At 62.3% G+C, this 20,564-nt stretch carries 20 protein-coding genes and 1 tRNA gene; 10 read left to right on the top strand and 11 right to left on the bottom strand.

Translation table 11 applies throughout. The features are described from left to right. Positions 1 to 20 precede the first annotated feature (20 nt). From EN990_RS06410 to EN990_RS06395, 4 genes are read right to left on the bottom strand one after another with little or no spacing between them, the layout of a single operon-like run. On the bottom strand, positions 21 to 998 hold the full coding sequence (locus EN990_RS06410; RefSeq protein WP_127368238.1) for a quinone oxidoreductase: 978 nt from the start codon (positions 996 to 998) through the stop codon (positions 21 to 23). 57 nt (positions 999 to 1,055) lie between these two features. Beyond that, positions 1,056 to 1,862, bottom strand: coding sequence for a phosphatidylcholine synthase (pcsA, locus tag EN990_RS06405; protein ID WP_164753758.1), 807 nt, complete (start codon positions 1,860 to 1,862; stop codon positions 1,056 to 1,058). 23 nt (positions 1,863 to 1,885) lie between these two features. Next, positions 1,886 to 2,500: a DUF1326 domain-containing protein gene (locus EN990_RS06400; RefSeq protein ID WP_013531653.1), complete on the bottom strand. Its 615-nt coding sequence runs from the start codon at positions 2,498 to 2,500 to the stop codon at positions 1,886 to 1,888. A 14-nt stretch (positions 2,501 to 2,514) separates the two neighbouring features. After that, complete coding sequence (locus EN990_RS06395) at positions 2,515 to 3,453, bottom strand: DUF2182 domain-containing protein (protein ID WP_127368240.1); 939 nt, start codon at positions 3,451 to 3,453, stop codon at positions 2,515 to 2,517. Between the two features lie 70 nt (positions 3,454 to 3,523). On the opposite strand from EN990_RS06395, the gene EN990_RS06390 reads away from it, so the two are divergent. Further along, positions 3,524 to 4,735 (top strand): UbiH/UbiF family hydroxylase, encoded by a 1,212-nt coding sequence (locus EN990_RS06390; protein ID WP_127368241.1) that lies wholly within the window; start codon positions 3,524 to 3,526, stop codon positions 4,733 to 4,735. On the opposite strand, the gene EN990_RS06385 is transcribed toward EN990_RS06390, so the two are convergent. Next, positions 4,712 to 5,674 carry an AEC family transporter gene (locus EN990_RS06385; protein WP_127368242.1) on the bottom strand — a complete coding sequence of 321 codons (963 nt, stop codon included), beginning with the start codon at positions 5,672 to 5,674 and terminating at the stop codon, positions 4,712 to 4,714. The two genes, EN990_RS06390 and EN990_RS06385, sit on opposite strands and share 24 nt — an antisense overlap. A gap of 125 nt (positions 5,675 to 5,799) precedes the next feature. Between EN990_RS06385 and hspQ the strand changes: the two genes are divergently transcribed. Next, positions 5,800 to 6,123 carry a heat shock protein HspQ gene (gene hspQ, locus EN990_RS06380; protein ID WP_027161605.1) on the top strand — a complete coding sequence of 108 codons (324 nt, stop codon included), beginning with the start codon at positions 5,800 to 5,802 and terminating at the stop codon, positions 6,121 to 6,123. Between the two features lie 73 nt (positions 6,124 to 6,196). Here hspQ and EN990_RS06375 read toward each other — a convergent pair whose 3' ends face one another. Continuing rightward, a complete protein-coding gene (locus EN990_RS06375; protein ID WP_127368243.1) occupies positions 6,197 to 6,829 on the bottom strand; it encodes an invasion associated locus B family protein in 633 nt (210 codons plus the stop codon). Positions 6,830 to 7,089: 260 nt separating this feature from the next. On the opposite strand from EN990_RS06375, the gene EN990_RS06370 reads away from it, so the two are divergent. Further along, a complete protein-coding gene (locus EN990_RS06370) occupies positions 7,090 to 8,910 on the top strand; it encodes an extracellular solute-binding protein (protein WP_127368244.1) in 1,821 nt (606 codons plus the stop codon). 17 nt (positions 8,911 to 8,927) lie between these two features. Next, on the top strand, positions 8,928 to 9,608 hold the full coding sequence (locus tag EN990_RS06365) for a DsbA family protein (RefSeq protein WP_127368245.1): 681 nt from the start codon (positions 8,928 to 8,930) through the stop codon (positions 9,606 to 9,608). 42 nt (positions 9,609 to 9,650) lie between these two features. Here EN990_RS06365 and EN990_RS06360 read toward each other — a convergent pair whose 3' ends face one another. After that, the gene (locus EN990_RS06360) at positions 9,651 to 10,088 is read right to left on the bottom strand and encodes a hypothetical protein (RefSeq protein WP_127368246.1); all 438 of its coding nucleotides are present in this window, start codon (positions 10,086 to 10,088) and stop codon (positions 9,651 to 9,653) included. A 571-nt stretch (positions 10,089 to 10,659) separates the two neighbouring features. Here EN990_RS06360 and EN990_RS06355 point away from each other — a divergent pair. Together EN990_RS06355 and mgtE are read left to right on the top strand one after the other, a co-directional pair. Beyond that, the gene (locus tag EN990_RS06355; RefSeq protein WP_164753936.1) at positions 10,660 to 12,564 is read left to right on the top strand and encodes an ABC transporter ATP-binding protein/permease; all 1,905 of its coding nucleotides are present in this window, start codon (positions 10,660 to 10,662) and stop codon (positions 12,562 to 12,564) included. Positions 12,565 to 12,836: 272 nt separating this feature from the next. Then, a complete protein-coding gene (gene mgtE, locus EN990_RS06350; RefSeq protein ID WP_064993196.1) occupies positions 12,837 to 14,201 on the top strand; it encodes a magnesium transporter in 1,365 nt (454 codons plus the stop codon). Between the two features lie 60 nt (positions 14,202 to 14,261). Here the strand turns inward: mgtE and gor are convergent, their stop codons facing one another. The 3 genes from gor to rpiA all read right to left on the bottom strand — a co-directional run bounded on the left by gor (position 14,262) and on the right by rpiA (position 17,090). Then, entirely contained in the window at positions 14,262 to 15,653 is a 1,392-nt protein-coding gene (gene gor / locus EN990_RS06345) for a glutathione-disulfide reductase (RefSeq protein ID WP_127385183.1), read from the bottom strand. 116 nt (positions 15,654 to 15,769) lie between these two features. Then, positions 15,770 to 16,372 carry a DUF2059 domain-containing protein gene (locus tag EN990_RS06340; protein WP_013531665.1) on the bottom strand — a complete coding sequence of 201 codons (603 nt, stop codon included), beginning with the start codon at positions 16,370 to 16,372 and terminating at the stop codon, positions 15,770 to 15,772. Continuing rightward, a complete protein-coding gene (rpiA, locus tag EN990_RS06335; RefSeq protein ID WP_063172140.1) occupies positions 16,359 to 17,090 on the bottom strand; it encodes a ribose-5-phosphate isomerase RpiA in 732 nt (243 codons plus the stop codon). Before rpiA ends, EN990_RS06340 begins: the two co-directional genes overlap by 14 nt. Before the next feature lie 321 nt (positions 17,091 to 17,411). Here rpiA and EN990_RS06330 point away from each other — a divergent pair, with 321 nt between their 5' ends. Together EN990_RS06330 and EN990_RS06325 are read left to right on the top strand one after the other, a co-directional pair. Further along, complete coding sequence (locus EN990_RS06330) at positions 17,412 to 18,095, top strand: phosphoglycolate phosphatase (protein WP_127369243.1); 684 nt, start codon at positions 17,412 to 17,414, stop codon at positions 18,093 to 18,095. A gap of 129 nt (positions 18,096 to 18,224) precedes the next feature. Next, a tRNA-Val gene (locus tag EN990_RS06325) sits at positions 18,225 to 18,299 on the top strand. Positions 18,300 to 18,698: 399 nt separating this feature from the next. On the opposite strand, the gene EN990_RS06320 is transcribed toward EN990_RS06325, so the two are convergent. Beyond that, the gene (locus tag EN990_RS06320) at positions 18,699 to 19,052 is read right to left on the bottom strand and encodes a hypothetical protein (protein ID WP_127369242.1); all 354 of its coding nucleotides are present in this window, start codon (positions 19,050 to 19,052) and stop codon (positions 18,699 to 18,701) included. Positions 19,053 to 19,724: 672 nt separating this feature from the next. On the opposite strand from EN990_RS06320, the gene EN990_RS06310 reads away from it, so the two are divergent. Together EN990_RS06310 and EN990_RS06305 are read left to right on the top strand one after the other, a co-directional pair. After that, positions 19,725 to 19,982 (top strand): PepSY domain-containing protein, encoded by a 258-nt coding sequence (locus tag EN990_RS06310; RefSeq protein WP_063172137.1) that lies wholly within the window; start codon positions 19,725 to 19,727, stop codon positions 19,980 to 19,982. Between the two features lie 153 nt (positions 19,983 to 20,135). Next, positions 20,136 to 20,564 (top strand): hypothetical protein (locus EN990_RS06305; RefSeq protein ID WP_164766088.1); only part of this gene is annotated, 429 nt, incomplete at its 3' end.

The raw sequence follows: 20,564 nt of genomic DNA, 5'->3' as shown, positions 1-20,564 counted from the left end.
GGATAGCAAGGCAGAACGAACTAAGGGATGAGAATGGTCGTCCCTGTGGTCCTGCGGCCCTCGAGGTCGGAATGCGCCTTGCCGGCGTCCTTCAGCGCGTAGCGCTGGTTGATCTGGATCTCGACCGCGCCGCTGAGCACGACCTCGAACAGGGCGGCAGCAGAAGCGTCGAGGTCCTCGCGTTTTGCGTTGTAGACGAACAGTGTCGGCCTTGTTGCGAACAACGAGCCCTTCTGTGCCAGCAACGACATGCTGAACGGCGGTATAGGTCCCGAGGACTGGCCAAAGCTGACGAACATGCCGAGCGGCCGCAGGCAGTCGAGCGAAGCCGGAAACGTGTCGTTGCCGACCGAATCGTAGACGACATCGCATTTTTTGCCGCCGGTGATGGCGGCGACGCCGGCGACGAAATCTTGTTCCTTGTAGTTGATGACGTGATCGAAACCATGCGCCCTGGCGAGCTCGATCTTGTCGGACGAGCTGGCGGTGCCGATGACGGTGGCGCCGAGATGTTTTGCCCATTGGCCGAGGATCAGGCCGACGCCGCCTGCAGCGGCATGGAACAGGATCGTGTCGCCGGCCTTCACCTTGAACGTCCGCCGCAGCAGATATTCCGCGGTCATGCCCTTCAGCATCATCGCTGCGGCCTGTTCGTCGCTGATGCCATCCGGAACCTTGACCACGCGGCTGGCATCGATGACGCGTTCTTGCGCGTAAGCCCCCGTCGTCACGGCATAGGCGATGCGATCGCCCGGATTCAGCCAGTCGACGCCATGGCCGACCTCCAGCACCACGCCGGCGGCTTCGCTGCCTGGCACGAGCGGGAAGCCGCCGGGTGGCGGATAGAGACCGGAGCGATGGTAGACATCGATGAAATTGAGGCCGATCGCGGTGTGCCGGACCAGGATCTGCCCGGATCCCGGCTGGCCGGGATCAGTGTCCTCATAGGTCAGAACTTCCGGGCCGCCATTGGCATGAATGCGGATCGCTTTGGACATTGCTAGGCTTCCTGTGGGCTAGGCTTGTGGGGCCAGGCTCCCTGTGGGAGTGGCCGATCAGGCCTTTTTGCCACCGAGATTGGGAAAGAACTGCATGATGCCACCGATGCAGGCAAGATAAAGCCCGGTGATGGTGATGCCGATCTTGGTGAAGGTGCTGACCTGCTCGCCCAGCACGCCGATCTGATCGTAGAAGGCGGCGAGCGCCGCTTGGGCCAGGGCAAGCGCGCCGAAAGCGCACCACAACAGGGTCATCCCAAGGTTGATGCGCCGCAGCCGCACCACCCGCACCGGGTGGATGAAGTTGATCGGCACGAAAGTCAGGACGCCGGCCACCACCACCACCGCGAACGAAACCCATTGTCCGGGCTCGATGACGAACAGGGTGAACACCACCATGTTCCAGACCACCGGGAATCCCTTGAAGAAATTCTCCTTCGTCTTCATGCCGGTGTCGGCATAGTAGATGGCGCTGGAAACGACGATGATCGCCGCCGACAGGAATGACAGGCCCTCGCCCATGAAGCCGCGCTGATAGAGCGCGAAGGCCGGGATCAGCACGTAGGTCACGTAGTCGATGATGTTGTCGAGCAGTTCGCCCGACCATGTCGGCAGGATCTCCTTGACCTCGAGTTTTCTGGCGATCGGCCCATCGATGCCGTCGACGAACAGGGCCAGCCCGAGCCACCAGAACATTGCGGTCCAGCGCTCTTCACTTGCCGCCACGAGCGACAGGAAGGCCAGGAACGACCCCGAGGCGGTCAAAAGGTGGACGGAGAACGCCCTCGCCTGCGGCCAGGTGACCTTCTTCTTCGGGCGCGGAATCCGGTCCGTGATCTTTTTGGCGGCTTTTCGTGCTGCCAAATTCCTGGCCGTTGTGTTCTTGCTCACGGGCCCCGCCAATCCAGCTTGCAGATTTCGGCCGAACGGCCGGCGAAATTCCAGTTGCGGCCAAAAGCCCGCATCTTGCTCTTGTCGGACCTGGCCACGATGATCTCGGGCGCGATCCAGTATTCCGAATTGCTGATCACCGTATCCTTGTCACGGTCCTTGCCTTGGATGGGTGTGACCGCTCCGTCGATAATCCTGGGTATCTGGAAGATACGCGTTTTGTCACGCGTCTCATAGGTGATCGGCACCTGCTCGACACCGAGGAATTTGCCGACGAGGATTGAGAGCAGCGATGTGGTTCCACCTGCCTTGCCCGTGAAGATCTTTGTCAGCGCCTTGACCGCATAGACAGAGGCGCGGCTGTCGATGAACAGGCCCGCGGTCCAGTTGCCGCGGCTCATATAGCCTGGGATTTCCATGATCAGCCCAAGATTGAGCCCGGACAGATCGACCTCACCGAAATGGCCGGCATCGATGCGAAACCCGGCCCATGTCTGGCAATAGCCTTCGGTCGGCGGATGATTGCCAAGCGAGAGCACGCAAGGGCAAAAAACCGTGCAATTGCAGGAGAGTACGAGCTCTCCCTTCATCGCCCAGCTCTGGTCTGCCATCGATTTTCCCCCACTCACAGCGAGACTACTAGCAGCGCGGCTGCCCAGACAAGCAGTATCGCACCGGCCAGCCGGGTTGGAACCCTGCTGGCCGTTTGTTTTTCGATCAGGGTGAACAGGCCGATCAACGCCATCCAGAAAACGTTCATGACGCCAACGGCGAACATCACCAGCATCAAGGCCCAGCAGCAGCCCAGACACCACAGACCTTGCGCGGCACCGAGCCGAAAGATGTTAAGGGGCCTTGCGCTCCAGCTCGCGAAAAGGATCGAGAACGGGTTCCTGCATTTCTTCAGGCAAGCTTCCTTCAAGCCGCTGAACTGGTAGAGGCCGGCAATCAGCAGAGCGAGCGCACCGGCAATGCCGACGACCGGATCGAGCATCCCGGCTGACGAAGCGAATGCATGGACGGCCAAGGTCAGCGCCGCGAACGCAATTGAAGCGGCGAGCCAGACGCTGAGATAGCCGGCGACCAGCAGCAGCGGGTGAACGACCGGTTCGCCCTTGATGCGTGCCGTGTCAGCGATCTCGCAATAGGTGCGTATCATCGGCGCCGCCGAAGGCAGCATCGTCGCGATCGCCATCAGGAACCACATCGAAACGAGCGCGCCGGCCTGCAAGCCGAGACCTGCGTCCAAAGGCACCGGTGAGAGGCACAGCACAAAGAACCGTTCCAGGAAATAGGGCAGCGGCAGTTGCGGCAGGCTGCGAAGGATCGTGTCGCCAGGGGCGCCGACGCCCGCAATCCCTGTTTCAGCCCCGCGGATTGCCATCGCCGCAAGAGACAGCCATGCAAGCAGGATGCAAGCGCCGACAACGACGTTTACCGTGACCCGGGGATTGCGCGCGATGCCGGCCATGGCGCGGCCGGCGCGGTCGAGATGGCTGAAGTCGTCCTGCTGGCCGGTCATGACATCCGAATGGGCCGAATCGCCGCGTTGATCAAGCGGCATGATCTGACCTATATGCTGATCGAACGGCAGGTCGGGTGGACCGCCTCGCATTGCAAGCCGGAAGCCGATCTTGGAGCATCAGCAAACTGCGCGGATACTGGTTGCCGGCACGGGGCCGGCAGGGCTGATCGCGGCACTGGGTTTTGCCGCCGAAGGTTTCCCGGTGACACTGGTCGGGCCGGAGGCCACCGCCCCCGATGGTCGCACGACGGCCCTGATGAACCCTGCCTTGAAAGTGCTCGACCGGCTCGGCGTGCTCGAAGCCGTCATATCCAAGGCGGCGCCTCTGAAAGTGATGCGCATCGTCGACGCCACCAGCCGGCTGATCCGCAGCCCGGTCGTCACCTTCCGTGCCAGCGAGATCGACGAGGATGAATTCGGGCTGAACCTTCCCAACAGCGTCCTCACCCCGGCACTCGCCGGCGCCGTTGCTGCGCATCCCGGCATCGACTGGCTGAGGTCGATGGTGGCGAACTGGCATCTCGATGCCGAGCACGTCCGTGCCGGCCTCGCCGACGGCAGCACGGTCGACGCAGCGCTGGCGGTCGCCGCCGATGGGCGGTTGTCACCGGCGCGCCAGGCAGCCGGCATCTCGACTTCGGCCCGCTCCTATCCGCAGGCAGCTCTCGTCCTCAATTTCGGCCATAGCGGCGACCACGCCTTCACCTCGACCGAATTCCACACCGAGACCGGTCCGTTCACGCAGGTCCCGCTGCCCGGCAATCGCTCCAGCCTGGTCTGGGTGGTCAAGCCCGAGACCGCGACCGAGCTCGCCGCGCTGGACGATGCGACACTTTCTCAGCGGGTCGAACAGCAGATGCAGTCGATGCTGGGCCGGGTGGCTGTCGAGCCGGGCCGGCAGATCTACCCGCTATCGGCGGTGACGCCGCTGCGTTTCGCAAGGGATCGGGTGGCGCTGGTCGGCGAAGCCGCCCATGTGTTTCCGCCGATCGGTGCGCAAGGCCTCAACCTCGGCATCAGAGACGTCGACGATCTAATTGGAATCGCTTGTGAAAATCTATCCGATCCGGGCGCAGCCAAGGCGCTTGCAGCCTACGATTTCAAGCGCCGCCCCGACATTCTGGCGCGCAGCAGCGCGGTCAACCTGCTCAACATGTCGCTGCTTTCCGACATGCTGCCGGCGCAGATGGCCCGCGTTGCCGGGCTCGGCGTGCTCGGAGGCTTCGCGCCGCTTCGGGCTTTTTTCATGCGCGAGGGGCTTCGTCCCGGCAGCGGTTTTGCCGCGCTTGCCGGCGGGTTAGGGAAACAGGTCCGGCGCTAGGATATTGTGCCGGATCAGGTAGAGCAGCCCGGTAACGGTCACGACCGACAGGCAGGTAGTGATCAGCACACTGGCCGACGCTCGCTGTACCCAGACGCCATACTGCTGGGCGATGACGAAGACGTTCGTGGCGGTCGGCAATGCGGCCAGAAGCACCGCCGAGAAGACCCATGTCTCAGAGAAATTGCCGATCCAGCTCAGCACGACATAACAGAGCAACGGGTGCAGGATCAGCTTCAGCGCGGCGATCGGAACCATCTCATGCGGGACGCGATTGAGCGGCCTGAGCGCCAGCGTGACGCCCATGGCAAACAGCGCGCAAGGTGCGGCCGCACGGGAAAGATATTCTAGAAATCGCTCCACCGGCACGGGCGGTCGAAAGCCGATATAGGCGGCGCCGACACCCAGGGTGGTTGCGATGATGAACGGATGCAGCACGATCTTGCGCACGACGCCGAGCGCAAGCCGGAGAGGAGTGGTCTTCTCGTCGCCAGACAGCGCCATCATCATGGGCGCGATGGCGAAATGCATGATGTTCTCGAAACAGAAGATCAAGGCGACCGGCACAGCCGCCTCCTCGCCGAAGGCCAGCAATGCCAGGCCCGGTCCCATATAGCCGATATTGCCATAGGCGGCCGCGAGCGCCTTGATGGTCGATTGCGCTATCTCGCCGCGCGAGGTCAGGACCGACCCCATGAACATCAAGGAAAATATCATGAAGGTCGAGACGACCGAGCCGAAGATGAAGCGCCATTCCGTCAGGTCTTCAAACGGCGTCTTGGCAAGCAGCTGGAAGAAAAGTGCCGGCAGCGCGACATAGACGATGAACGTGTTCATCCAGCCGAGCGCGTCCAGCGGCTGCCTGGTGATGCGCGCCACCAGAAACCCGACAAAAATCAAGCCGAAGAACGGAAGAACAAGACCGATGACGTCAGACATTTTTATGCTGGTCCGAAACCCTGGCGCCGGGCTAGCCCGTTGCTTAATAGGGCGTCAAGCGCCTCGGGATTGAATTGATGCGCGGTCTGCGCCAAATAAGCTCAAGGAATTCAGTGGTGAGTACGATGAAAACAGCCAAATTCGCAATCGGACAGGTGGTTCGCCACCGGCTGTTTCCATTCAGGGGCATCATTTTCGATGTCGATCCGCAATTCGCCAACACCGACGAATGGTACGAAGCCATCCCCGCCGACGTGCGGCCGCGCAAGGATCAGCCTTTCTATCATCTGCTCGCCGAGAATTCGGAGACCGAATACATCGCCTACGTCTCCGAGCAGAATCTGCTTGAGGATCAGTCGGGTGAGCCGGTCCGGCATCCGCAGATCAAAGAGATGTTCGACAAGAGGCCGGACGGCGGCTACCAGCCGAAACGGCAGTCCACGCATTAGCCTGCTGGAAGACAATCACAAAAAAAGCGGGGCATGAACCCCGCTTTTTTGTTGGCTCGGCGATATCGGCCGATCAGTTGGCGGTCTTCGCCTTGTCCTGCTCTTCCTTGAGCTTCTTGGCGAAATCCTGGTTGTTCTTGGCGACGAAGTCCTGAAGCTTCTTCTGCCTGTCCTCGATGTCCGACTGCTGCAGCGCCGGGCCGTCATAGGCGCCGCTGAAGCCCTGCAGGGCGATCTTGATCGGATTGGGCTGGTTCTGGAAATTGACGGAAGTCAGCGTGATCGCCTGGCCTTTCTTGAATGCCGCGACGAGCTGATCGGTCAGCGGCACTTCGGCCACGCAACGATCCGGGAAGCAGATCACATAGTCGAGCTTCTGCGCCTTGCCGGTGTCGATCTGCAGGCCGATGCCGGGAGGCACCAGACGGCCGGTCGGAACCGTCACCTGGAACACCTTGCGGTTCACCTTGCCCTTGAGCTCGATCAGGCTGACGCCGGTGACCAGCTGGCCATTGCCGGCAGTGGTGATGTTCTGGACGTTGCAGATGTCGACGTCTTCCTGCTTGGTGCAGGCCTTGAACCAGCCTTGCGGAATCTGCTGCTGCTGCTGCTGTGCGGAAGCGGCGGGAAGCCCTGCGCCGAGAAAGCCGACCACGCCAGCGGCCATGACCGACAGGCGGTACGCGTTGCTGTTCAGGCTCGTCATGTCGTGCACTTCCTCTCAAATGATCCCGGGACCGGCTTCTTCGTGCCGTGTGGTCCAGCTACCTGTTGCCGAAATGAGGCAACAGAATGACTTCGGAGGGCGTGTTACACTGCAAGCGAGGCCGAATCCAGCCCGGCGCCTGCGATTCTTGGCCGTGCGATTTGGGCCGTGCGATTTGGGCTGATGTATCTGGCCGGAGCGCGGTGGCGCCATGCTAGGGTGCAGTCCGAATCATCAAGCCGCCCAGTAAGGAGACGGTCATGGGCCGCGTTCTTGTTTGGCTGATCACCGCGATATCGTTTCTCGCCCTTTCGCATCAGCCGGCCGCCTCGGAGCCGAAGCACGCCATCGCCATGCAGGGCGAGCCGGCGCTGCCGCCCGACTATACGCATTTCAACTACGTCAATCCCGACGCGCCGAAGGGTGGCTCGATCACCTATTGCGTCGTCGGCAGCTTCGACAATCTCAACCCTTTCATCCTCAAGAGCCTGCGCACCACGGCGCGCGGCATGATGGATACGATCTTCGGCAATCTGGTCTTCGAGCCGTTGATGCAGCGCAATGCCGACGAGGCTTTCACGCTCTACGGTTTGTTGGCCGACAGCGCCGACATGGATCCGGAGCGCAAGAGCATCGAGTTCCATCTCAATCCGAAGGCCAAATGGTCGGACGGTCAGCCGGTGACGCCGGAGGACGTGCTGTTCAGTTATGATGTCTACACCGACAAAGGCCGCCCGCCTTACAGCGACCGCATGGCCAGGGTCGCCAAGCTCGAAAAGACCGGCGACCACAGCGTGCGCTTCACCTTCAACGACAAGGCCGATCGCGAATTCCCGCTGATCATCGCGCTGACCCCGATCATCCCGAAGCACGCCTTTGACAAGGAGACCTTCGACAGGACGACGCTCAAGCCGGTGATCGGCAGCGGTCCGTATACGATCGCGCAGGTGCAGCCAGGCCAGCGCATCGTCTTCAAGCGCAACCCGGACTATTGGGGCAAGGATGTCCCCGCCAAGCGCGGTTTCGACAATTACGACCAGATCACCATCGAGTATTTCCTCAACGCCAACGCCAAGCTCGAAGCGTTCAAGAAAGGCCTCTGCGCCATCGATGACGACAGCGATCCGGTGAAGCGCGAGCGCGATCTCGATTTTCCGGCCTTCCACAAGGGCGACGTGATCGCCGAAACCTTCGACACCGGCATTCCGCCGGTGGTGACCGGTTTCCTGTTCAACACGCGGTTGCCGAAATTCGCCAACCCGGTCGTGCGGCGCGCGCTCGGCATGCTCTACGACTTCGAATGGGCCAACAAGAACCTGTTCGGCGGCAAATACACGCGCACGATGAGTTACTGGCAGAATTCCGAGCTTTCCGCGCTCGGCCATCCGGCCGACGACAGGGAGAAAGCGCTTCTGGCGCCCTACCCCGGCCGCGTGCCGGCCGATGTCATGGACGGCACATGGCGGCCGCCGGTGACCGACGGATCGGGCCAGGATCGGCGCGTCGTGAAGGCAGCTTTCGATCTTTTGAAAAGTGTCGGCTACCACGTGCAGAATGGAACGATGCTTGATCCCGAAGGCAAACCCTTCGGCTTTGAGATCCTGACCGCTTCGCAGGACGAGGAGCGCCTTGCCGGCATCTATCAGCGCACGCTGGAGAAGATCGGCATCAATCTCACCATTCGCAGCCTCGACGGCGATCAGATCCAGTCGCGCAAGCAGCGCTTCGATTTCGAGGTCTTGGTCGGATCGAGCGGCTTCAACAATTCGTTGTCACCCGGCATCGAGCAGAGCGGGCGCTGGAGTTCGACTGCCGCCCGGACGGAAGGCTCGTTCAATCTCGCCGGCGTCGCCGATCCGGCTGTGGACGCGGCAATCGAGGCGATGCTGCGCGCCCGCTCCAAGGAGGATTATGTTGCCGCCGTTCGCGTTCTCGACCGGCTGCTGATCTCCGGCAACTACATGGTGCCGATGCAGTACAACACGCAGCAATGGATCGCCTACTGGAACTACCTGGAACATCCGCAAAAGACGCCCATATTCGGGTATCAACTGCCAACATGGTGGCGCAAACCCAACTGAGGGATCAGGAGATCGAGATGAGCGAATTGAACGCCATCACCGTCGATGTGGTTTCCGATGTCGTCTGCCCCTGGTGCTTCATCGGCCAGAAGCGGCTCGACAGGGCAATCGCCGCCGTCGGCGATGTCGACGTGCATGTCCGCTGGCGGCCGTTCCAGCTCGATCCGACCATTCCGCCCGAAGGCAAGGACCGCCGCGAATACATGCTGGCAAAATTCGGCAGCGACGAGCGCATCCGCGAAATTCACGACCGCATCGAGCCGCTGGGCGAAGCGGAAGACATTTCCTTTGCCTTCGACGCCATCAAGGTGGCGCCGAATACGCTGGATGCGCACCGGCTGATCCGCTGGGCAGGGGCCGCCGGCGAAGCCATTCAGAACAGGCTTGTACGGCGGCTGTTCCAGCTGAATTTCGAGGAAGGCGCTGACATCGGCGACCATGCCGTGCTGGTCGAAGCCGCGCGCGAGGCTGGCATGGATGCGTCCGTGGTCGCCTCGCTTTTGCCGACCGAGGCCGATGTCGAGGCGGTGCGCACCGAGATCGCCACCGCGTCGCGCATGGGCATTTCTGGTGTGCCGTGCTTCCTGCTCGAGGACAAATACGCCGTCATGGGCGCGCAGGATGCCGATACGCTGGCCGATGCCATTCGCCAGGTGGCGGCTGCCAAGGCGCGAGGCGAACTGGAAAAGGCCGGCTGAGCCGACCGCCCTCTCCTCACCGCGACGGCAGCAAACGTTACTTCACCGTCGCTTTGGCCTTGCTGATGAAAATCCATGGCCGTTCGTGGCCGTGCAGGTCAGTCCCTTGGTTGACGACTGGCACGAGAACGGCCCGGCGCTCCAGCTGTTGCCGTAGCCAAGCTTGTCGACATCGCTGCAGCAGCCCTGCTCGCCTGGGTTTTTGATCAGCGTTGCTGGCCCCTTCGGACCCAGGATAATCGTAAGGTAGCTCGGCTCGACGCGCGAGCAGCTCAGTTCCGGGCCGCCATCCCTCGGCTCATAGGTGCCGGTGCCGCCTTTGGGCGTGTAGATGCAGCCGATGTTGAACTCGATCTGGCCCTCGGCGCTGGCCGGAATGCTTTGCTCGCCGGCATGCGCCAAAGGTACAAAGGCAAAGAGGGACAGGATTGCGGCCGCGCGTGCAAGCCTTGGGAGCTTCCTTGTTGGAGAACCGGACATGCATGAGTGTCGACGATGCCGGGCAAGGTTCAATTCCAAGCGGATGAATTGTCAAACGCAGTCCCTTGTCTGACCCGACAAACGGAACGCGCCGCTCGATCGATTCTCTCGTCAATTCCTGCCCCCGGCAGGGACGACCACGGCATTCCTGGCGAGTCACGAGCCGCAGATTTTCGAGCTCTCTGGGCCGTCCGCAGTGAGAAAACCGATCGCTCGACACGATTTCGAGTTCACGAAACCGTGTGAAAGCCTTCCCTAAGGGAAGCCGCACAAGCGTCACGACTCGATAGATCAAGCGATTGAAATTAAAAGCAATATCTGGCTTTTTGCCAACGGTTGTCGCTATATTTCAGCATGTAATCTGTTGCCTCACGGCAACGGCTGCCGGGGCAATCCGGTCGGCCCGGTTTTAAATTAATGGAAAATGATCAATTGGTGTTACCATCCGTAACAAAAGAAAAAAGGTTTGGGCGGGATAGTGATTCGGGTCGGTAGACCATCGCAAGAGTCAGTACCGGAAAAAACACCTCGCGATGCCGCAGGGCGATCGCTTCTGACGCCGGTGTCGTCGATGCGCAGCTTCTGGGGCCTGATGCGGGCCTACTGGGTTTCCGACCGCTGGAAGGAAGCCTGGACGCTGACGCTGGTGATCGCGCTGCTCACGGCGTTGTCCAGCAAGGCCGGTGTCTGGTTCGCCGAAGCCTCGGGCGAACTGGTCAATTCCATCGCCTTCTTCCATGACGCCGCCAACACCACGCCGCTTCGCTCGCTTTTGGTCAATGCCGGCGTCCTCGTGCTGCTGGTCGTACTCAAGGACGCTGGCTTCACCGGCATCCGCAACCTTGTCTCGGCGACGTTGCACCGCAAATGGCGCGGTTGGCTGGACAGCCGCTTCAATGAAGCGCTGCTGGACGGCAATCATACGCATTTCCATGCCCAGCACGCGTCGACCGGCAGCGGCGCACCGGCCCCCGACAACATCGACCAGCGCGTCCAGGAATCCATCAAGGACATGACCGGTGGCGCCATCGGGCTCGCCATGGGCGTGCTTGGCGTTGCCACATCGCTCTATTTCGTCGGCCAGAAGCTGCTCGAAAACTCCGTCGAGGTGAAGGGGCTGGAATTTCTCGGCAGCTATGGCAGCGCCATCCTCGCCTTCCTGGCCGTCGCCACCTACGTGCCGCTGAACACTTGGATCGCGGTCAAGCTCGGCGGCCTGCTCGAGCGCCTCAACGTCAGGATGCAGCAGGCCGAGGGCAGCTATCGCGGCGAGCTGACGACATTCCTGCGGCGGTCCTTCCACGTCGCGGCGTCTCAGGGCGAAGGCGTGCAAAGGACCATGCATGGCCGGCTTTATGTCGACATCGACGGCACCTGGACGCGGCTGAACATCGTCAACACCGTCTATATGTCGTTCGAGCTGATCTACAATTTCATCGGTGCCCGCATTGTCGCCTACGGACCGGGCCTGGTGCCGTTCATCCACAACGGTCTCGACCTCAAGGGCTACATAACCGGCTCCGAGCTGGTCAATTCGCTGATCGGCCAGTGTTCCTGGTTCATCCACGTCATGCCCGCCATCGCCACGTTGCGCGCCAACAGCCAGCGTGTCACCGAGCTGGCCAATGCGATCGAGAATGTCCAGCATCCGCAGGAATTCTACAGCCAGACCGGCCGCTCCGACTTCCACTATGCCAGCCAGAACCCGGTTTTCGGCCTGACCATCCAGAAGCTCGAACTGGCGCATCAGGGCGAGGACGCGACGCCCTTTCTCAGCGCCGCCAATCTGCGCTTCCGGCGCGGCGAATGGACTTTCCTGAAAGGCGAGTCCGGTTGCGGCAAGACCTCGCTGATCAAGGCGATCAACGGCCTGTGGCCCTATGGCCGCGGCACCATCGTCTTCCCCGAGGGCGTCAAGAGTTTCTATGCCGCCCAGGAGGTCAAGCTGCAGCCTGTGTCGCTGAAACAGTTGGTCTGCCTGCCCGGCTCCGAGCACGACCATGGCGATGCGCAGGTGGCGTCGGCGCTGCACAAGGCGGGGCTCGGCGACTTCATCGAGCACATGGCCGACGAAAGCCGCGAAGGCAAAAGCTGGGACCAGGTGCTGTCGGGCGGCCAGAAACAGAAGCTGGTGGTGGCTCGCATCGTGCTGCAGCAGCCGGGATTGCTGTTCCTCGACGAGGCGACCGGCGCGCTCGACCCCGATGGCAAGGTCGCCTTCCACCAGGCCATCAAGGACAACTGCCCCGATGTCACGGTGATCAGCGTCATGCACGAGGCGGTGGCGCCGAGATCGATGACGGGCAGCGAGTTCTATCACAGCATCGTCGCGATCGCCGACGGCGTCGCCACCAAGAAGCCGCTGGTTCCGACCCTCCCCGCCGAACTCACCACCATTCTGGTGCAGCCAAGGCCGGCCCCAAGGCCGGTCGAGGACAAGTGGCTGCGCTTCTCGCGCCGGCTGAAGCAGAAATAACGGTTATTCCGCCCTGGTCTGCCTGGTCGAACGGCGGCCGGTGATCACAGTCTCGCGATCTCGGCTGCTCGTCGGCATTTTCCCTCCTCACCGCGATTGACACGGCAAGGCGCGCTCCTATGTTGCGCCCGCTTGCAGACAATCAAACGCGAACCCGCAAGCAGAAAGGTCACCGCGCCATGCCTGGCGACAGTCACAGTCGAACGCAACAGCCGTCCGCCCTGACGTGACCTCACATGGTTCATGTCCTGCCGGACGGCAAGGAGTGAGCCATGAACGAATTTACCACGGTGGCAAGCGACGAGGCCGTCGCGATTGCCCGTATCCTAGCCAACGATCACGTCGCCGACATTGTCGAGGCCCTGAACAGGGAGCCTCGAGAGACCGCGACGGAACTGCTCTGTGAAGTGACGTTCGAACGTCTGGTCGAGATCTTCGATCAGCCGGAACTCGACGGCGCGTCGGAACTCATGGAGGCGCTGCCGCGCGCCAAGGCGGGCAAGCTGCTCACCGCCATGTCGGTCGACCGTGCCGCCGACATTTTGCGCGAGCTCGACGAGCCGGCGCGTTCCGAGCTGCTCGGCGGACTTGCGCCGCCGCTGCGCGCAACGCTGCTCTCCATCCTCGGCTATCCCGAAGGCAGTGCCGCATCGATCATGACGACGGAGTTCGTCAGCGTGCCCTCGGACTGGAGCGTCGGGCAAACGCTCGACTACATCCGCAAGGTGGAGCGGACGCGCGAGACCGTCTATGCGATCTATATCGTCGATCCGCAAACGCACCTGCTTGTGCGCTCGACGGGCCTGCGCCGGCTGATCACCGGTGAGCCGGACGATTCGATCATGACGGTGGCGCCGGATCATCTTCCGGTGACGGTCGGCCCGCTGACCGATCGCGAAACGCTGGCGCAGACGATCTCCAAATACGATCTGCTCGCCGTTCCGGTCGTCGACCATGGCAAGATCCTCGGCATCGTCACCATCGACGACATCATCGACACGATGATCGCGGAGACGACCGAGGATGTGCACCGTTTCGGCGGCATGGAGGCGCTGGACGAGCCGTACATGAAGATGAGCTTCCTCGCCATGATCAGGAAACGCGGCGGCTGGCTGTGCGCGCTGTTCATCTCGGAGATGCTGACGGCCAACGCCATGCAGAGCTATGAGGGCGAGCTGGAGAAGGCGATCGTGCTGACGCTGTTCATCCCGCTGATCATGAGCTCCGGCGGCAATTCCGGCTCGCAGGCGACCTCGCTGGTCATCCGCGCGCTGGCCTTGCGCGAGATCGGCCTTGGCGACTGGTGGCGGGTGGCGCTGCGCGAGCTGCCCACCGGCCTGGTGCTGGGCGCCATGCTCGGTGTGGTCGGCGTCTGCCGCATCGCGCTCTGGCAGTATATGGGCTTCTACGACTATGGCCCGCACTGGCCGCTGATCGCCACCACGGTGGGTGCTGCACTGGTCGGCATCGTCACCTTCGGTTCGCTGTCGGGGTCGATGCTGCCGTTCGCCTTGAAGCGCATCGGCTTCGACCCGGCCAGCGCATCGGCGCCGTTCGTTGCCACGCTGGTCGATGTCACCGGGCTGGTGATCTATTTCTCGGTGGCGCTGGTGATCCTGCGCGGCACGCTTCTGTAGCAACCATCTCCGCCGTGGCATGACCTTGCCGCGGCGGAGTTCCTCAACCAGGATTTGCCGTCAATCGACCCGCTCGCCGTCCTTCACGCGATAGGTCGGCTTGTACATGGTGACCAGTTCTTCCGCCGCTGTCGGATGCACGGCCATCGTACGGTCGAAATCGTCCTTGGTCAGGCCGGCCTTCAGCGGGATGCCGAGCAGCTGCGCCATCTCGCCGGCGTCCGGCCCCAATATGTGGGCGCCAAGCACTTTCTTCGACGCGCCATCGACCACCAGCTTTATCAGCATCTTCTCGTCGCGCCCGGACAGGGTGTGCCGCATCGGCCGGAATGTGGCGCGGTAGATCTCGATGTCGGAAAAGCGTTTGATGGCATCGTCCTCAGACAGGCCGACCGTGCCGATCTCCGGCTGTGAGAAGACGGCGGTCGCGATCGTCTCGTGATCGGGCGCGGTCGGATTTCCCTTGAAGGCGGTTTCGATGAAGCACATCGCCTCATGGATCGCCACCGGCGTCAGCTGCACGCGGTTGGTGACGTCGCCGATTGCCCAGATGTTGTCGACATTGGTGCGGGAATATTGGTCGACGGCGATGGCGCCGGTCTTGGTCATCTCCAGTCCGATGCCTTCCAGGCCCATATTCTCGGTGTTGGGAATGCGGCCGATGGCCAGCATCACCTGGTCGACGGTCAGCACCTCGCCACCGCTGACCAGCGCATCGAGCCGGCCGTCCGGCCGCTTGCGGATCCATTCGGACACGGAATGGCAGAGGATCCTTATCCCCTTCTTTTCCATCGTTTCGTGCAGCATGCGCCGCAGGTCCATGTCGAACCGGCTGAGGATCTCCTTGCCGCGATAGACCAGCGTGGTGTCGACGCCGAGACCGTGAAAAATGTTGGCGAACTCGACGGCGATGTAACCGCCGCCCTCGATCATGATCGCCCTGGGCAATTCCTTGAGGTCGAAAGCCTCGTTGGAAAAGATGCAATGTTCGTGGCCGGGCAGCGCCGGATGCGCCGCCGGGCGGCCGCCGGTGGCAATCAGAATCTGGTCTGCTGTGACGGTGCGATCCTCACCCAGGAGATGCACGACATGCGGATCGACGATCATGGCGCGCGAGTGGAAGGTCTCGCCGCCGGCGCCCTCGACGTTCCTGACGTAGATCGCCTCCAGCCGGCTGATCTCGCGATCCTTGTTGGCGACCAGCGTCTGCCAGTCGAAACTGGCTTCCGGCACCGTCCAGCCATAGCCGGCGGCGTCGGCGAAGTGCTCGGGAAATTGCGAGGCATAGACGTAGAGCTTTTTCGGTACGCAGCCGCGGATGACGCAGGTGCCGCCATAGCGGTATTCCTCGGCGATGCCGACACGCTTGCCGAGTGCCGCGGCGACGCGCGCCGCCCTCACCCCGCCCGAGCCGCCGCCGATGACGAAAAGATCGTAGTCGTAACCGGCCATGACGCGGCTCCCAGGCTTCAGAAATGTGTCAGACAGGTAGGCCGCAAAACGGCAAAAGAAAAGCCCGGACAGGCCGGGCTTTCGCAGTAGGCCGCAAGGCCATTTGAAAATGCGGGTCAGTTGTTGTCCGCGGGGGCCGCGCCGTCGGCGGGCGCTGCGCCATCGGCCGGAGCTGCGGCTCCGTCGGCGGGCGCGGCAGGTGCTGCCTGCGCCTTTGCCTTGGCGGCTGCGGCCAACGTTTCGCCGACCTGCTGGGCGAGATCGCGGCCGAGGCCGTTCTGCCAGATGTCGGCTGCCTTGACCAATTCGCGGGTCACCGTCGGGCCGCTATCGAGCAGCTTCTTGCCCGAATCGGAATTGTAGAAGGCGGCGATGTCGGTCAGTTCCTTTTCGGAGAACACTTTCGCGTAGGCGAGTGCTGCTTCCTTCTCGAGGTCGGCGCGGCGCGAGGCCAGCGCCAGAGCCTTCTCGTTGATCGTCTTGCCGATCAGTTCCTGCATGTCCGGGTTCTTCTGGATCAGCTGCGATTCGAGCGCCGCGGCTGCCTGCGGCAGGATGTTGTCGAACGGGTCGGTCGCGTGGATCGCAGCGACCGCCGCGCGGGCGGCCTTCAGGTGCGCTTCCGTGACATCCTGCGAAAACGCCGGCGACGAGAAGGCGAAAACGGCCGAGGCCGCCAGAAGGACGGAAAGGCTGCGAACCCGGTTATGCAACGTCATGATCGGTAGAACTCCCTGGTTTTCGGGCGGCATGGACGGTTTGGATACCGTCGCCGCCGGCGATGATGGCCGCTGAAGCCAGCCCGATGAAAAGACCATGCTCGACCACGCCCGGAATGGCGTGGAGAGCATTCGAAAGCGCTCTTGTATCCGGAATGCGGCCAAAAGATGCATCGAGGATAAAATGGCCGCCGTCTGTAACAAAAGCCTGTCCGCCCGTCATCCTCAATGTGACCGGTCCGGAAAGACCGAGCTTTTCAGCCGCTGCGGCAACCGCGATTTCAGTGGCGCGCAGGCCGAACGGATTGACTTCGATCGGCAGGGGAAAACGGCCGAGCGTCTCGACCATCTTGGAGCGGTCGGCGATGACGATCATGCGCTGGGACGCCGCGGCGACGATCTTCTCGCGCAGCAGCGCGCCGCCGCCGCCCTTGACCAGGGTCAGTTCCGGGTCGACTTCGTCGGCGCCGTCGACGGTGAGATCCAGCTCTGGCGTTTCCTCCAGCGTCGACAGCGGCACGCCAAGCTCGCGGCACAGCAACGCGGTGCGCTCCGAAGTCGGCACGCCGATGATCGCCATGCCGGTTGCGACCTTTTCGGCAAGCAGCCGCACGAACTCCTCGGCCGTGGTGCCGGTGCCGATGCCAAGCCGCATGCCGTCGCTTACATGGGCGAGTGCTGCCCGCGCGGCTTCGACCTTCAACTGCCTTGCATCCATGTCGGTTATTGCCCCGGAAATTCGCTGCCGGGCTCGTAGCATTTTTGCCGGTCCGGTCAAAGCCCTGGACGGCGCTTCTCCAGGTGATGCTCAGTATAGGAATTATTTCCTTGACGGGTGAGCGCAGCTATGCTACATTTTTGCCTATGGTGTTGATTTGCGCCAACAGCCCGCCGTCGAGGCGGTTTTTTTCATAGCGGCGTCCAGCCGCGAATGCCCGGCCTGATAAGCAGGCCCCGCCTGAACGAACTGGCCCCGCGCTTGCCTTGACGCGCCGCAGCCTTTATCGCCTGCCCATTGCACACCTGCCCAGGACAGACCATGACCCGACCGATCATCGTGTTCGACCTCGACGGTACGCTGATCGACACAGCGCCGGACCTGCTCGACAGCCTCAACCACAGCCTGGCCGCCAGCGAGATCGCGGCGGTCGACGAAGCCGGCTTCAGGCGCTTTGTCGGTCACGGCGGCCGGGTGATGATCGAGCGGGCGCACGCCGCCCATCAGCGATCGCTTGCCGTCGAGGAGCACGACCGGCTGCTGAAACTTTTCCTCGACCACTACACGCTCAACATCCCCGGCAAGTCGCGCCCCTACCCCGGTGTCGTCGAGGCGATCGCGCGCTTCGAGGAGGCCGGCTATATCCTCGCCATCTGCACCAACAAATACGAAGCCAACTCGCTGGCGCTGATCGAGGCGCTCGGCCTGACCAAACATTTCGCGGCGATCGCCGGCCAGGACACGTTCGCCTTCCGCAAGCCCGACCCGCGCCATTTGATCGAGACCATAAAGCTGGCCGGCGGCGACCCTCACCGCGCCCTGATGGTCGGCGATTCGCAAACCGACATCGACACGGCGAAAGCCGCCGGCATTCCGGTGGTGGCGGTCGATTTCGGCTACACCGACCGCCATGTGCGGGAGTTCGAGCCTTCTGCGGTGATTTCGCATTTCGACGCCCTGACGCTCGATCTGGCGCAAAGGCTGATTGCTGCCGCCGGAAACTGACCGGAAGGCGGCGGGAGACAGGGCGCAAAGCACAGCAAAACCGATCCGTGTCAGAACGCCGGACACCGCCTTGACTTCCCGCACCTGCCTCCCTTATATCGCGGCTCGCTTGGCCTTCGGGCAACGAGCGGGCGATTAGCTCAGCGGGAGAGCACACCCTTCACACGGGTGGGGTCGCAGGTTCAATCCCTGCATCGCCCACCATCGGCCTTCCTGACCGCCGCACCCCAAAATGCCTAGCAACTACCCCCCGCCCCTTCCCCGCCAATTCTTCTGGGCGAATTCCACGCGCTGCTGTAGCTCGCATATCTCTGGAACGGGCAGACGTCGGAGCCGTTTCGGACCTTCATCTGTTCGCGATCCCAAAACGACACCTCGATGCGGTCGTCGGCGCAAAAGACCGTATAGCGTTGTTCCGGTTCAGCGCTCGGGCTTGCTCCATGGGCCGGGCTTCATCGAGCGTCACTTGCCCGACAGGTCGCTGAGCGCTTCGTCCATTAGCCAAAGATGCGTAGTCGCAGCAATGGAAGGCGGCGAGATAGTCGCCGCGCATGAACTCCTGTCGATGGGGCCAAACTCTGCCCTACGCCGGTCGAGCCGCGATCAGCGCTTCATCGCGTGCAGGATGGCCTGCATGTGCTCTTCCAGGTCGAGTTCACCCCGAGCCTCGGCGGTCAACAGGTAATCGGCCTTGGCCCGGCGGTCGCCTCGGCTGATCGCTGGATAGGAGCAGATGGCCAGCAAGGCTTCCTGTTCAATCCGGTCTGCCCTCTTGCATTCGTGGCTGCTGCTGCCCGCTTGATGAACAACCCTGTGAAGCTCGACATAGCTGGCTTCATGGGCTCCGATCAGCGCCCGCAATTCGGGTGAGGCCCCTTCCGCTTCGGCAAACGTCGGTTCAATGACCGAGGCGACGGCGGTAAACGCAAGAAGTGTACGGCGTGTGATTTCGGGCATGCCTCATATCCCTGCTGTCCGATCATGCAGGCACACCATAGCACCGGCGCAACGGTTCGAAGAGATGCTCCGGGACGCGACCGCACTGTCTGCTGACAAAATGTACTCGCTCCCGCAGCCCGCCCTCCCAGCAGCCAGTGTGGCCTTAAGTCGCAATGATTGGCTTGCGAAAGCAGGGTTTCGGGCTTCATTGACGCTGCGATCGACACCATATGGTGATCCACAGCCCTCCAAACGAGAGAAGCTCGCTTTGACGCGGTCGCATAGCGGCCGTCAGCCGGCAATGGCTATGAACCAGGAACCTGAAAAACAATGCCTGAAAATGTCAGACCAATTTCGAAAGACGTCCCCCTCATTCAGCTAGGCGTCTATCAGTGCCGCTTCCCGGTAAGCGAAGACCGGTCGGTACCCGGCGGTTATCGTTTTTGTGCCGGGCCAACCTCGGCGGATCGCGTCTATTGCGATCACCACCACAGCATCGTGACCGCCGTCGACCCTCGTCGAACCCGTTCAGGTCTCCACCCCGCTCAACGACGCGCCGCGTAAGTCAAGTGCGCGGCGGCCCCTCATTCGGGAAGCTGCAAACCAGTGGACGGAACCGGCACCCGTTTCAGTTGCGGAACAAACCGGCATACCAGCGAGTTTCTCCCCGACGAAACTTGAGGGAAAGCCATGTCCAGATTTCTGCTGGCGACCAGCGTCGCCGTTCTTCTCGCCGGCGGGCCGGCCTTGGCCGCGGACGACAAGCCGCTGCCGCCGCCCAATGCCAAGAAGCTGTCGGAGATCATTGCCAAGGTCGAGCAGCGCGACGGCTTTCGCTATGTGGACGAGGTCGACTGGGACAGCGGCGCCTACACCGTCACCTATTACACGGCGGACAAGGCGAAGGTCGAAATCACCTATGATCCCGTGACGGCGGAGCCGAAATAGGGACGTTCCGACGCGAATTCGTTCTCGGCTGCGTCACAGGCTCCCGGCGCCAACTTCGGCGATCGCCCTGGCGCGGGCGCCTCCCCTTGCGTCAGTCGTGCTTTGATGGCTGACTGTCATTTCCTGGAATAGCTCCGGGCGCCGCATTGGGGGATGGGGATGGCGACGGCAAAGCACGTGATGAAGCGCATATTGATGATGTTGGCCGGCTACTTCGTATCGGTGCTGGTCGGCCTGATCGCCATCGCGGTGATCTATGGCGTGCTCAGTTCCTTGCCCAATGCGCCCAACTATTTCGACGTCATGGGCGTTTCGCCGATCGCGGTGCTGCTGGTGCCGCCGCTCGGCATGTTCGTCTATTTCCTGACCATCGTGGTGACCGCGCTGCAGACGTTGATCTTCGCGCTGATCGCCGAGTTCTTCTCGTTGCGCAATGTCCTGCTGCACATGGTTTTCGGCGCTGGCGCCGCAGTCGGCGGCTTCGCCTTGATCTGGCCGAGCGCACCGGAGGACATGGACCCGGAGCGTTGGGTCGACATCGGCATCATTGCCGCTGCCGGCCTTGTCGCCGGGTTGCTCTAT

The organism is Mesorhizobium sp. M7A.F.Ca.US.005.03.1.1 (assembly GCF_003997975.1).
GTDB classification, from domain to species: domain Bacteria; phylum Pseudomonadota; class Alphaproteobacteria; order Rhizobiales; family Rhizobiaceae; genus Mesorhizobium; species Mesorhizobium ciceri.
The sequence above is the reverse complement of the archived record's forward strand: the minus strand, read 5'-3'. Positions and strand labels throughout refer to the sequence as shown.